The following is a 12,504-nucleotide window of genomic DNA, read 5'->3' as shown; positions in this document are numbered from 1 at the left end:
GCCCGCCGGTCAGCGGCCGGCCGGCCCCTCCGCCGTGATCCGCCGGTACGCCAGGTCGGCGAGCTCCTGCTGGCCCTTGCGGTTGGGGTGGAACCAGTCCCAGTGGCTCAGGAGTTCGTCGGTGAAGGCGTAGCCGTGGACCGAGCCGCCGTCGTAGCGGCACAGCCGGTCGCGGCGGCAGACGTCCTCCAGGACGGCGTTGTACTCCTTGACCCTGCGGTCCACCGCCGAGCGGCGCTCCTGCGAGGCGGCGTCCAGCGCGTCCGCGTCCTTCAGCATCGAGGGGCAGATGCCCAGCTTCCACACCTGCCGGCCCAGGGGCTCCTGCTCCCCTCCGACCACAGACGCTTGAGGTCCGGCACGCTCGCCACGTACACCTGCGTCCGGGGCAGCGCCCGGCGCAGCTCGGCCATCGCCTTCTCGAAGTCGGCGCGGAAGCCGGCGACCGGGGTCATCCGGCCGGCGTCGGCGCGGCACGCGTCGTTCGCGCCGACCAGCACCGTCACCAGCTGCGGGCGCCGGGCGACGGCCGCGCGCATCTGGCCGGGCAGGTCGGCCATGCGGGCGCCGGTCCGCGCGTAGTTCCAGCTCCGGGTGGCCGGGGAGGGCAGGAGGCGGGCGGCCAGGCTGTTCACCTCGGTGCCGGTCGCCCAGGACACCTCGGGGCAGTCCCGGAGGAGGGAGCAGGCGTCGAAGCCGCGGGTGATGGAGTCGCCGAGCGAGGCCATCGAGGTGGGACGGGTGTTCCAGACGGGACCGGCGGGCTTCTTCTCCCCGGGGGCGGCCGCGGCGCCCCCGGCCTTGCCGTCGCAGCCGGAGGCGAGGAGGGCGGCGGCGAGCGCCGTCGCCGCCGCGAGGGCCGCCCGTGCCGGGCGGCGGTGCGCGCTGCCGCTCATCGTCCTTCCCCCTCCGGCCGGGTGATATCTGTCCTGGACCGACGGTACGTCACCGCGGTGACCTCAGCGCACGATAGCTTTTTCCCGGAGTGACCGAGCTGTTCCCGGTCATGTCCGCTCCTCGGTCCCGCTGGATCACTCAACGTCACATCCTGTCCCTTTTCCGGAGAATTGCTCCCAATGGTGTTTACTGTTGGTTACCTCGCGAGCTGGTGCGGGAGTGGCCATCGGGGCAGGACCGTTACGTGTGCGAGGCCGCTGGGGCCGCTCGGGAAGGCGACCCTCGAACCGCACTGGAGGTCCCGGTGACGACACGTGGCGTTCTCTACGTGCACTCCGCTCCGCGCGCGCTGTGCCCGCACGTCGAATGGGCCGTCGCGGACGTACTCGGCGGGCGCGTCACGCTCGACTGGATCAGGCAGCCCGTGGTGCCCGGCACCTGGCGCTCGGAGTTCTCCTGGCTGGGCCGGCCCGGCACCGCCTCCCGCCTCGCCTCCGCCCTGCGCGGCTGGCACCTGCTGCGCTTCGAGGTGACGGCCGAACCGTCCGCCGGCGCGGAGGGCGAGCGCTACAGCTCCACCCCCGACCTGGGCATCTTCCACGCCGTGACCGGGATCCACGGCGACATCCTGATCCCGGAGGACCGGCTGCGGGCCGCGCTGGGCCGGGCGGAGCGGGGGGAGGCGGAGCTGGCGGGGGAGGTGGCCCGGCTCCTCGGGAAGCCGTGGGACGACGAGCTGGAGCCGTTCCGGCACGCGGGGGAGGGGGCGCCGGTACGGTGGCTCCACCAGGTGGTGTGAGGGCGCCCCGGACCCGCCCTCATCCGTCTCCGCGGGGGGCGCACGTCGCGAGCCCAGGGGAGGCCGCGGATACATTCGAGTTCATGATCGAATGGAGACGCGTGGCCAAGCGGGCCTCGCTTGCCGTCGCCGGGGCCCTGGCCGGCTGGGCGGTGCTGTTCCTCGTGCTCAACACCATGGGGCCGAAGCGGTGTTCGGGGGGTGCGTGTCCCAGCGGGGACGGCACCGCGTTCACGCTGGGCGTCCTCTTCGCACCCCTCGGCGTCGTCGCCGTGTCCCTGACGGTCTCCCTGGCCCGCGGCCGCTGGGCCTGGGGCCGGCGCCGGGTCTGGGGCACGGTCGGCTGCGGCCTGCTGCTGGGCCTCGTACCCGGCCGGCTCTGGCACGACTCGCTCTACGGGCCCCGGCTCGACGCCGTATGGGCCGCCCCGCCCGACCGTCCGTCCGACGTCCGCGGGGTGGGCAACTGGGGCGTCGGCAGCACCCTCGTCCGGGCCCGCTCCGACGGCCTGACCGCGTACAACACCCGTGACGGACAGGAGCGTTGGACGCTCGCGGCCCCGCCGCGCCAGAGCGTGTGCGCCCTGGGCGCCCGCACCGGCGCGGGCACCGGGCTCGTCGGCTTCGCCGGGTACCGGCAGCCGTGCGCGTCCGTCGCGCTCGTCGATCTCTCCACCGGGAGGACGCGCTGGCGCCGCGCCGTCACGGTGGAGCCGGGCGCCGGACGGATCGCCCTCGCCGACGGGACGGCCGCCGTGGCCGAGGACACCGCCGTCCGCGGTCTGAACGCGGCCGACGGCAGGGAGACGTGGCGGAGGAACCTGGGCACGGGCTGCCGCGCCGGGGCCGTGGACGCGTCCGCCGCACGCGTCCTGCTCGTCGAGCAGTGCGAGGACGGGCACGCCGTGCGGATGCGGATCACCTCACTGGACGCCCGTACCGGCGCGCCCCGCTGGAGCGCCCCGCTGCCCGTCGCCTCCCGCCCCGAGGAGCTCCTCGTGCTGTCGGCCGAGCCCGCCGTGATCGCGCTGCGCGAGAGCGACGCGCGCGGCACCGCCGCCGTGCTGTCCTTCGACGGCGAGGGGCGGCGCCGGGCGGCGGTGCCGCTGTCGGGCCGACGGGACGATCTGGTGCTGAGTGCGGGGACGGAGGACTTCGCGGCCCGGCCGGCGTTCACCGCCGCGGTCGTACGAGACGTCCTCGTGACGGCCGTCGAACAGCCGGGTGACACCGGCGCGCACCGGGTGGCCGCGTACTCCCTGCGCGACGGCGGCGCGCTCTGGGACCGGAGCTTCGAGGACGACGTCGCGGCCCTGACCCGCGGCCCGGACGGGAACGCCGCCGTCCTCACCCGGCGGTTCTCCGACGGGACCGTACGCCGCCTCGATCCGCGCACCGGCACCTCGGTGGGCGAGCCCGAGCCGATCGGCGGCGAGGACCGGCTCGTCGGCCACGGTGCCGCCGAGCTGTACGACGACGGCCACGGCCGGGTCGTCGTCAACCGGGACGGGACGGACGACCACCCGCCCGCCTTCGGGGCCCGGCCCCGATGAAACGCGTGAGGGGCCCGGCGGACCGGGCCCCTCACGACGCGCTCACGACACGGCGCGCGCGTCAGACCGTGCGCAGCGCCAGCACCACGTTGTGGCCGCCGAAGCCGAACGAGTTGTTGATCGCGGCGATGGTGCCCTCGGGGAGCCTGCGGGGCTCGCCGCGGACGATGTCGGCGTCGATCTCCTCGTCGAGCTCGTCGACGTTGATGGTCGGCGGGGCCGTGCGGTGGTGGAGGGCGAGGACGGTGGCGACCGTCTCGACGCCGCCCGCGCCGCCCAGCAGGTGGCCGGTCATCGACTTGGTGGCGGAGACCGCGACGTGGTCGAGGTCGTCGCCGAGGACCTTGCGCAGCGCCTTGATCTCCGCGAGGTCGCCCTGCGGGGTCGAGGTGGCGTGCGCGTTGAGGTGCACGACCTCCGACGGCTTCAGGTCGCTGGACTCCAGCAGGGACTGGAGGGCGGCGGCGATGCCCCGGCCGGTCGGCTCGGGCTGCGCGATGTGGTGGCTGTCGGCGGACAGGCCCTGGCCCAGCACCTCGCAGTAGACGCGGGCGCCGCGCCGGGCGGCGTGCTCGGCCGACTCCAGGACGACGACACCGGCGCCCTCGCCGAGGACGAAGCCGTCACGGGCCTTGTCGTACGGGCGGGAGGCCTGCTCGGGGTGGTCGTTGTTCTTGGACATCGCCATCATGCTGGCGAAGGCCGCGACCGGCAGCGGGTGGATGGCCGCCTCGGTGCCGCCGGCGACGACCACGTCGGCACGGCCGGTGCGGATCATCTCCACGGCGTAGCCGATGGCCTCGGCGCCGGACGCGCAGGCGCTGACCGGGGTGTGCACGCCCGCCTGGGCGTTGACCTCCAGGCCGACGTTGGCGGACGGGCTGTTGGGCATGAGCATCGGCACGGTGTGCGGGGAGACGCGGCGGGCGCCCTTCTCCTTGAGCACGTCGTACTGGTCGAGCAGGGTCTGCACGCCGCCGATGCCGGAGGCGATGACGGCGCCCAGCCGCTCGGGGGCGATGCTGCTGTCCTCGCCGGCCTTGGCGGAGTAGCCGGCGTCGGCCCACGCCTCGCGCGCCGCGATCAGCGCGAGCTGGGCCGAGCGGTCCAGCTTGCGGCAGAGCGGGCGGGGCAGGACGTCGGCCGGGTCGACCGCCGCCGGGGCGGCGATGCGGACGGGGAGGTCGGCGAAGCGCTCGCCCTCCAGGGGCTTGACACCGGAGCGTCCGGCGAGGAGCCCTTCCCAGGTTGATGCGCTGTCGCCACCCAGCGGTGTGGTTGCGCCGATACCGGTGACGACCACGGTGCGATTGGTCGAGTTCACAGGAATTCTGTCTCCACGTGTAGAGGTGCTGGAACCGCCACCCGCCGGGGTGGCGACGAACGCAGGATCAGCCCTGGTGCTTGAGGATGTAGCCGGCGGCGTCGCCGACCGTCTTCAGGTTCTTGACGTCCTCGTCCGGGATCTTGACGTCGAAGCGCTCCTCGGCGGCGACGACCACCTCGACCATGGACAGGGAGTCGACGTCCAGGTCGTCGGTGAAGGACTTGTCCAGCTGGACGTCCTCGACGGGGATGCCGGCGATCTCGTTGACGATCTCGGCGAGGCCCTTGAGGATCTCTTCCTGCGTGGCGGCCATTGCGGCGCTCCTTAATTGTGCGGTGATACGGGTAAAACTGCTGAGAACTGCTGTGGTGAGCCTCCGCCCCGTGACCGGCCGGTGCCGGTCCGTGCGGATCCCGCCTAGGGGAGGGTAACGACCGTCGCGGCGAAGACGAGACCCGCCCCGAAGCCGATGAGCAGCGCGGTGTCCCCGCTCTTCGCCGCTCCGGTGGCCAGAAGTCGCTCCATCGCCAGCGGGATGGAGGCGGCGGAGGTGTTCCCGGTGGTCTCCACGTCGCGGGCCACCACCACATTCTCCGGCAGCTTCAGCGTCTTGACCATCGAGTCGATGATCCGCATGTTCGCCTGGTGGGGGATGAAGACGTCGAGGTCCTCGGCGGTGATCCCGGCCTCGTCCAGCGCGTGCTGGGCGACCTTCGCCATCTCGAAGACGGCCCAGCGGAAGACCGCCTGGCCCTCCTGCGTGATGGCCGGAAAGCGCACGTCGGAGGTGGACTCGCGGTACACGTCCCACGGCAGCGTCTGCCGGATCGTGTCGGCCTTGTCACCTTCGGAGCCCCACACCGTCGGGCCGATGGCCGGCTCCTTGGACGGGCCGACGACGACCGCGCCGGCGCCGTCGCCGAAGAGGAACGCGGTGGAACGGTCGTCCAGGTCCGTCAGGTCCGACAGCCGCTCCACGCCGATGACCAGCACATACTCGGCCGAGCCATCGGTGACCAGGCCCTTGGCCAGGGTCAGGCCGTAGCCGAAGCCCGCGCAGCCGGCGGAGATGTCGAACGCGGCGGGCTTGCCCGCGCCGATGCGGTGCGCGATCTCCGTCGCGATGGCCGGGGTCTGCTTGAAGTGCGAGACCGTCGAGACCAGCACGGCGCCGATCTGCTCGGGGGTGATCCCGGCGTCCGCGATGGCCTTGCCCGCGGCCTCCACCGACATGGTGGCCACGGTCTCCTCCGGGCCGGCCCAGTGCCGGGTGGCGATGCCGGAGCGCGAGCGGATCCACTCGTCGGAGGAGTCGATGCGCTTGAGGATCTCCTCGTTCGGCACCACCCGGGTCGGGCGGTAGCCGCCCACGCCCATGATCCGCGCGTACGGCGCGCCCTTGGCGGGCTTGATCTTCGAAGTCATGGTCCAGGGCTCCTTAGGCGGCCGAGTCGGCGGGGGCCGAGTGTTCGGCGATCAGCTCCCGGGCGGCGTCCAGGTCGGCCGGCGTCTTGAGGGGCAGCGTCTTGACGCCCGGCAGCGCGCGCTTGGCGATGCCGGTCAGCGTGCCGCCGGGCAGCACCTCGAGGATCGCGGTGACGCCCAGCTCCTTGAAGGTGTCCATGCACCGGTCCCAGCGGACCGGGTTGGCCACCTGGCCGACCAGGCGCGCCACGACGTCGGCACCGGTGGTGACGACCGCGCCGTCCCGGTTGGAGACGTAGCGGGTGTGCGGGTCGGCCGGGCTCAGCTCGCCCGCGGCGGCCTCCAGGACCGAAACGGCCGGGGCCATGTGCTCGGTGTGGAACGCCCCCGCGACCTTGAGGGGGACGACGCGGCGGGTGCCCTCGGGCTTGTCCTCGGCGAGGGCCGCGAGCTGCTCCATCGTTCCGGCGGCCACGATCTGCCCGGCGCCGTTGACGTTCGCCGGGGTCAGGCCGAGCTTCTCCAGGTGCGGCAGGACGACCTCGGCCTCGCCGCCGAGCAGGGCGGACATGCCCGTCTCGGTGACCGCCGCGGCGTCGGCCATGGCCAGGCCGCGGCGGCGGACCAGCCGCAGCGCCTCGTCCTCGGTCAGCACGCCGGACAGGGCGGCGGCCGCCAGCTCGCCGACGCTGTGCCCGGCGGTGGCGCCGACCAGACGCGCGACGTCGTCGGCCGTGGGGAAGAGCTGCCGGGCGGAGAGCAGGGCCGCGGCGACGAGCAGCGGCTGCGCGACGGCGGTGTCGCGGATCTCGTCCGCGTCGGCGTTCGTGCCGTAGTGGACCAGGTCCAGGTCGATGGCGGCCGACCACTCCCGAAGGCGGTCTTCGGCGCCGGGGAGGTCGAGCCAGGGGGTCAGGAAGCCGGGCGTCTGAGCGCCCTGGCCGGGAGCGACGAGTACGAGCACCCTCACACTCTCTCTCGTGGACGGCTCCGCCCACCCGTGAGGACAGGGACGAAGAACCGTCAGGGGAATTGTCTATGTTCGACAAAAGCCTACGGCGGTCAGTCCGCCTCGGCCAGACGCCCCAGGATGAGCGCGATGCGAAGAGTGAAGGCCGAGCGCACATCGGAAGGTGACCATCCGGTGACGTCCGTCACACGTCGGAGCCGGTACCGCACGGTGTTTGGGTGGACGAAGAGCATGCGCGCCGCCCCCTCCAGGCTGCTGGCCTGCTCGAGATAGACGCTGAGCGTCTCCAGCAGCGCCGAGCCCGCCTCCTCCAGCGGTCTGTAGATCTCCTCCACCAACTGCTCGCGCGCCACCGGGTCGCCGGCCATCGCGCGCTCCGGCAGCAGGTCGTCCGCCAGCACCGGGCGGGGGGCGTCCGGCCAGGCCGCGCACGCCTTGAGACCGGCCGCCGCGGCCTGCGCGGACCGGGTCGCCGCCAGCAGGTCGGGGACCACCGGTCCGGCCACCACCGGGCCCCGGGCGAACGGGCCGATCAGCGCCTTGGCGGTGTGCAGCGGGTTGTCGCTGCCGCCCGCGATCACCACCAGCCGGTCGCCCAGCACCCCCGTCAGCACCTGGAGCTTGGCGTGCCGCGAGGCGCGGCGGATGGCCTCCACGGTCAGCTCGCTGTCGCCGTTGGGCGCGGTGCCCAGGACGACGCAGACGTGGGCGGGCGCGTTCCAGCCGAGCGCGGCGGCCCGCGACAGCGCGCCCTCGTCCGCCTCGCCCGACAGCACCGCGTTGACCACCAGCGACTCCAGCCGGGCGTCCCACGCGCCGCGCGCCTCCGCGGCCTGCGCGTACACCTGCGCGGTGGCGAAGGCGATCTCCCGCGCGTAGACGAGCAGCGCCTCGCGGAGCGCCGACTCGTCGCCGGGCGCGGCCACCTCGTCGATGGCCGACTCCATCACCTCGATCGTGGTGCGCACCATCTCCACGGTCTGGCGCAGGGTGATCGCCCGCGTCAGCTCGCGCGGCGCGGTGCCGAAGACGTCGGTGCTGATCGCCTGGGGGGTCTCCGGGTGCCGGAACCACTCGGTGAAGGCCGCGATGCCGGCCTGGGCCACGAGCCCGATCCAGGAGCGGTTCTCCGGGGGCATCGCCCTGTACCACGGCAGCTGCGCGTCCATCCTGGCGATGGCGGCCGCGGCCAGCGTTCCCGAGGACTTCTCCAGGTTGCGCAGGGTGGCGCTGTGCGGGTGCGGGGGATGAGCAGCGGATTCAGGCACGGGGACAAGCCTGCCCTATTCGGGTGCGGTCCGGGGCGGCCGGGCTACCGTAGCCCGGTGATCGAGGCGCGGATTCAGGTGCGGCGGGCGGCGGAACGGTTCCCCGGCGGGGACGCGGGGGCGGGCGTCTCGACCCGGCACGCGTTCTCCTTCTCGGGCTTCTACGACCCCGACAACGTGCGGTTCGGACCGCTGTCCGCCTGCAACGAGGAGCGGCTGGAGCCGGGGGCGGGCTTCGCGGAGCACGCCCACCGGGATGTGGAGATCGTCACCTGGGTCGTCGAGGGCGAGCTCACCCACGAGGACTCGACGGGACACGTGGAGGTCGTCCGGCCCGGGGACGTGCAGTGGCTCAGCGCGGGGGAGGGGGTGCGGCACGTCGAGCGCAACGCGGGGGCGGTGCCCCTGCGGTTCCTGCAGATGTGGCTGACGCCGTCGCCGTCCTCGGCGGGCGGCCCGCCCTCCTACGGCGTCGCCCGGTCCGTCGCCGACGGGGCGGTGTGCGCGCTGGGACGCGCGGAAGCGGTGCTGCACGTGCGCCGGCCGGGGCCGGGGGAGCGGGTGGCGCTGCCGGGGGCGCGGTGGCTGTACGTGCACGTGGTGCGGGGGGCCGTGCGGCTGGCGGAGTGGACGCTGGGCGAAGGGGATTCGGCGCGGGTGGAGGACGCGGCGGAGCTGGACGCGGTGGCGTCGGGGGAGGGGGCGGAGTTGCTGCTGTGGGAGATGCATGCGGAGTCGCGATTCCCGTGAGGGGGTTTTCTCCCCGCCCCCGCCCTTTCACCGTTTCTGTGCGCTGCCGCGCGGGAACCGCCCTCCGGGGCGGTGTCCTCAAACCGCCCCGGAGGGGGGTGCCCCCAGGACGGGCTGGTCCAGCCCGTCCGGCGTTGATCACCCCAGCTCGGCCAGCACCGCATCCGTCAGCAGTGGCCACGCCTCCACCGACCACGCGCCGAAGTCGCGGTCCGTCAGGGCCACGCACGCGGCGCCGGCCGCCGGGTCGACCCAGAGGAACGTCCCGGACTGGCCGAAGTGCCCGAAGGTGCGGGGCGAGCTCCTCGTCCCCGTCCAGTGCGGCGACTTGCCGTCGCGCAGCTCGAAGCCGAGCCCCCAGTCGTTGGGGCGGTGATGCCCGTACCCGGGCAGGACGCCGGCGACCCCGGGGAAGACGACGCGCGTCGCCTCGTCCAGCGTCGGGCGCGACAGCAGCCGCGGCGCCTGGAGTTCGGCCGCGAAGCGGACCAGGTCGTCCACCGTGGAGACGCCGTCCGCGGCGGGCGAGCCCGCCAGGTGCGTGGCGGTCATGCCGAGCGGTTCGAGCACGGCCTGCCGCAGGTACTCGGCGAAGGGGATGTCCGTCGCCTTGGCGATGTGGTCGCCGAGCGCGTCGAAGCCGGCGTTGGAGTAGAGCCGGCGGGTGCCCGGCTCGGCCATCACCCGGTCCTCGTCGAAGGCCAGCCCCGAGGTGTGGGCGAGCAGGTGACGGACCGTCGAACCCGCCGGACCGGCCGGCTCGTCCAGCTCGACCGCACCCTCCTCGACGGCGATCAGCGCCGCGTACGCGGCGAGCGGTTTGGTGACGGAGGCCAGCCGGAAGCGGTGCCCGGTCGGCCCACGGGCCCCCGCGAGCGTGCCGTCCGCCCGGACGACCGCCGCGGCGGCGGTCGGCACGGGCCAGTCATCGATCTTCCGCAGACTCTCCATGCCGACGAGCCTATCCCCGCCCCCCGCGATCCAAAGATTCCGTCAAGTCTGCGCTTGCCTGGAGTGCACTCCAACTCACTAGCGTTGACGCAGTCACAGGGGCACGAGCACAAGGCCCACGGGGACACATAGGGGGAACCGCATGACCGTGATCGACAGCGCGCCGGTGCGCACCGCGCGGCCGGAGGGCCGCGAGCGTTACACGATCAGCGAGGTGGCCGACTACGCGGGCCTGTCCGCGCACACCCTGCGCTGGTACGAGCGGATCGGGCTGATGCCGCACGTCGACCGCTCCCACACCGGCCAGCGCCGCTACACCGACCGGGACCTGGACTGGCTGGACCTCGTCGGCAAGCTGCGGCTGACCGGCATGCCGGTGGCGGACATGGTGCGGTACGCCGAGATGGTCCGCGAGGGCGACCACACGGTCGTCGACCGCCTGCGGCTGCTCAGCTCCCACCGGGAGGACGTGCGGCGCCGCATCGCCGAGCTGCAGAGCACGCTCGACGTCCTCGACTACAAGATCGACCGCTATGGGGAGCTGTGCGGTCTTCACACCTCGCCCGGCTTCACCAGCCCCGACTCGTAGGCGAAGATCACCGCCTGGGCCCGGTCGCGCAGTGCGAGCTTCGCCAGCACCCGTCCGATGTGGGTCTTGACGGTCTGTTCCGCGAGCACCAGGGAGGCGGCGATCTCCTGGTTGGACAGGCCGCGGGCGATGAGCTCCAGCACCTCCGTCTCGCGGGGCGTGAGGCCCTTGAGGCGCAGCGACCGGTCCTTGCGCGGGGCCGGCCGCTGCCGGGCGAAGTCCGCGATCAGCCGCCGGGTGACGGACGGGGCGAGCAGCGCCTCGCCGGCGGCGACGACCCGCACCGCGGAGATCAGGTCGGCCGGCGGGGCGTCCTTGAGCAGGAAGCCGGACGCGCCGGCGCGCAGCGCCTCGTAGACGTAGTCGTCCACGTCGAAGGTGGTCAGCATCAGCACCTTCGGCCGGTGGACCACGCCGGGGGGCGGGTCCAGCAGGCGGCGGGCCGCCTCCAGTCCGTCCATCTCGGGCATGCGGACGTCCATCAGCACGACGTCCGGGTGGAGGGAGCGGCTCGCCGCCACGCCGCGCGCCCCGTCGGGGGCGTCCCCGACGACGTCGATGTCGGGCTGCGCGGCGAGGAGCGCGGCGAAGCCCGCCCGCACCATCGCCTGGTCGTCGACGATGAGCACCTTGATGGTCATGCGGCCGGGTTTTCCTTCTCCAAGTGGGCTGAAACGAAAGGCAGTCGGGCCGCGACCCGGAAACCGCCGCCGGGCAGCGGGCCGGTGTCCAGGGTGCCGCCGACGAGGCGGACGCGCTCGCGCATGCCGACGAGGCCGTGGCCCGTGCCGGCGGTCTCCAGGGGCGTGTGCGGGCCGTCCGCCGGGTCGTTGACGACCAGGACGGTCAGGCCCTCGTCGTCCGCCGACACCGACACCCGGGCCAGCGCGCCCGGCGCGTGCCGGACGACGTTGGCCAGGGCCTCCTGGACGATGCGGTACGCGGACAGGTCGACGGCCTGCGGGAGGGCGGCGGACGCGAGGTCCTGGTCCAGCGTCAGCTCGACCGGCTGGCCGGCCCGCACGGTCGCCTCGACGAGCTGTCCGATCCGGTCCACGCCGGGCTGGGGGGTCTTCTCGCCGCCGCCCTCCCCGGCGTCCTCGCTGCGCAGCACGCCCAGCAGGCGGCGCATCTCGGCGAGCGACTCGCGCGCGGTGGCGGCGATCGTGCCGAACTCCTCGGCGGCGGCGGGCGGGAGGTCCGGGAGGCGGTAGGGGGCGCTGTCCGCCTGCACGGTGATCACGGACATGTGGTGGGCGACGACGTCGTGCAGCTCGCGGGCGATGCGGGTGCGCTCCTCCAGGAGGGTGCGGCGGGCGCGTTCGGCCTCGCTGATCGTCTCCTGTTCGGCGAGCGCGCGCCGGTCGGTGCTGCTGCGGCGCAGGGCGCTGCCGAGGGCCATGAGCAGGCCGCCGAGGATGACGACGACGAGCCAGGCGCCGTTGTCGCGGCCCCGCTCGGCGGCGGTGAGGGCGTAGCCCGTCCCGGAGACCAGCAGCCAGACGGCGGCCACGGTGCGGGGGCGCTCGCGCAGGCCCACCAGCAGCATGAGCACCAGCAGGCCGAGGATCTGGGGGGCCGGCCAGGGCCATACGCCGGCGGCCGTTCCGCCGAAGTCCGACGGCATGCACAGCGCGCCCACCACGTCCGCCGGGAACGCGATCCCCCAGGCCAGCAGCGGCCTGCGCACGGCGAGCAGCAGCGGCCCGCTCTGCGCGACGGCGAGCGCGACGGCCAGGTCGCTCTGCACCCCGTACTGGTTCGGCAGGATCGTCGCCGTCACCGGCAGGAAGATCGCCACGAGGAGGAGCGAGAGGAGGCGGGGCAGCCTGCGGACGATCGGGCGCTCGGCCTGCCCGAGCAGGGGTTCGGGCGGCCCGGCCGGGGTGAAGAGGTCGCGGAGGAGGGCGAGGGGGGCGTGGAGCGCTGGGAGCATGGCCCGTTCAGGGTACGGGGGTGGGGTGGGCGGGGGCGT

At 73.8% G+C, this 12,504-nt stretch carries 12 protein-coding genes and 1 pseudogene; 4 read left to right on the top strand and 9 right to left on the bottom strand.

Features of this window, described 5'->3' with window-relative positions; genetic code table 11:
* Positions 1–9: 9 nt before the first annotated feature.
* Positions 10–896, bottom strand: a pseudogene (locus AC230_RS10055) (SGNH/GDSL hydrolase family protein).
* Between the two features lie 305 nt (positions 897–1,201).
* Here AC230_RS10055 and AC230_RS10050 point away from each other — a divergent pair.
* Both AC230_RS10050 and AC230_RS10045 read left to right on the top strand, forming a co-directional pair.
* Positions 1,202–1,696 carry a DUF3145 domain-containing protein gene (locus tag AC230_RS10050; protein WP_049715724.1) on the top strand — a complete coding sequence of 165 codons (495 nt, stop codon included), beginning with the start codon at positions 1,202–1,204 and terminating at the stop codon, positions 1,694–1,696.
* Between the two features lie 83 nt (positions 1,697–1,779).
* A complete protein-coding gene (locus AC230_RS10045) occupies positions 1,780–3,249 on the top strand; it encodes an outer membrane protein assembly factor BamB family protein (RefSeq protein WP_107082098.1) in 1,470 nt (489 codons plus the stop codon).
* A 61-nt stretch (positions 3,250–3,310) separates the two neighbouring features.
* Here AC230_RS10045 and fabF read toward each other — a convergent pair whose 3' ends face one another.
* The 5 genes from fabF to AC230_RS10020 all read right to left on the bottom strand — a co-directional run bounded on the left by fabF (position 3,311) and on the right by AC230_RS10020 (position 8,239).
* The gene (gene fabF / locus AC230_RS10040; RefSeq protein WP_049715722.1) at positions 3,311–4,573 is read right to left on the bottom strand and encodes a beta-ketoacyl-ACP synthase II; all 1,263 of its coding nucleotides are present in this window, start codon (positions 4,571–4,573) and stop codon (positions 3,311–3,313) included.
* Positions 4,574–4,640: 67 nt separating this feature from the next.
* Positions 4,641–4,889 (bottom strand): acyl carrier protein, encoded by a 249-nt coding sequence (locus tag AC230_RS10035; RefSeq protein WP_049715721.1) that lies wholly within the window; start codon positions 4,887–4,889, stop codon positions 4,641–4,643.
* Between the two features lie 104 nt (positions 4,890–4,993).
* Positions 4,994–6,001: a ketoacyl-ACP synthase III gene (locus AC230_RS10030; protein ID WP_049715720.1), complete on the bottom strand. Its 1,008-nt coding sequence runs from the start codon at positions 5,999–6,001 to the stop codon at positions 4,994–4,996.
* Between the two features lie 13 nt (positions 6,002–6,014).
* The gene (locus AC230_RS10025) at positions 6,015–6,965 is read right to left on the bottom strand and encodes an ACP S-malonyltransferase (RefSeq protein ID WP_049715719.1); all 951 of its coding nucleotides are present in this window, start codon (positions 6,963–6,965) and stop codon (positions 6,015–6,017) included.
* Positions 6,966–7,063: 98 nt separating this feature from the next.
* Positions 7,064–8,239, bottom strand: coding sequence for a PucR family transcriptional regulator (locus tag AC230_RS10020; RefSeq protein ID WP_049715718.1), 1,176 nt, complete (start codon positions 8,237–8,239; stop codon positions 7,064–7,066).
* A 57-nt stretch (positions 8,240–8,296) separates the two neighbouring features.
* Here AC230_RS10020 and AC230_RS10015 point away from each other — a divergent pair, with 57 nt between their 5' ends.
* Positions 8,297–8,989 carry a pirin family protein gene (locus tag AC230_RS10015; RefSeq protein WP_422125570.1) on the top strand — a complete coding sequence of 231 codons (693 nt, stop codon included), beginning with the start codon at positions 8,297–8,299 and terminating at the stop codon, positions 8,987–8,989.
* A gap of 138 nt (positions 8,990–9,127) precedes the next feature.
* Here the strand turns inward: AC230_RS10015 and AC230_RS10010 are convergent, their stop codons facing one another.
* The gene (locus AC230_RS10010) at positions 9,128–9,940 is read right to left on the bottom strand and encodes a serine hydrolase domain-containing protein (RefSeq protein WP_049715717.1); all 813 of its coding nucleotides are present in this window, start codon (positions 9,938–9,940) and stop codon (positions 9,128–9,130) included.
* Positions 9,941–10,082: 142 nt separating this feature from the next.
* Between AC230_RS10010 and AC230_RS10005 the strand changes: the two genes are divergently transcribed.
* Complete coding sequence (locus AC230_RS10005; RefSeq protein WP_049715716.1) at positions 10,083–10,529, top strand: MerR family transcriptional regulator; 447 nt, start codon at positions 10,083–10,085, stop codon at positions 10,527–10,529.
* Here AC230_RS10005 and AC230_RS10000 read toward each other — a convergent pair.
* Both AC230_RS10000 and AC230_RS09995 read right to left on the bottom strand, forming a co-directional pair.
* A complete protein-coding gene (locus AC230_RS10000; RefSeq protein ID WP_049715715.1) occupies positions 10,493–11,170 on the bottom strand; it encodes a response regulator in 678 nt (225 codons plus the stop codon). The genes AC230_RS10005 and AC230_RS10000 overlap by 37 nt on opposite strands.
* Positions 11,167–12,465 (bottom strand): sensor histidine kinase, encoded by a 1,299-nt coding sequence (locus AC230_RS09995; RefSeq protein ID WP_049715714.1) that lies wholly within the window; start codon positions 12,463–12,465, stop codon positions 11,167–11,169. The genes AC230_RS10000 and AC230_RS09995 overlap by 4 nt, the downstream gene beginning before the upstream one ends.
* Positions 12,466–12,504: the final 39 nt, after the last annotated feature.

This window comes from Streptomyces caatingaensis, from assembly GCF_001187435.1.
GTDB classification, from domain to species: Bacteria; Actinomycetota; Actinomycetes; order Streptomycetales; family Streptomycetaceae; genus Streptomyces; species Streptomyces caatingaensis.
Note: the sequence above shows the minus strand (reverse complement) of the source record. Positions and strands in the feature narration are given on the sequence as shown.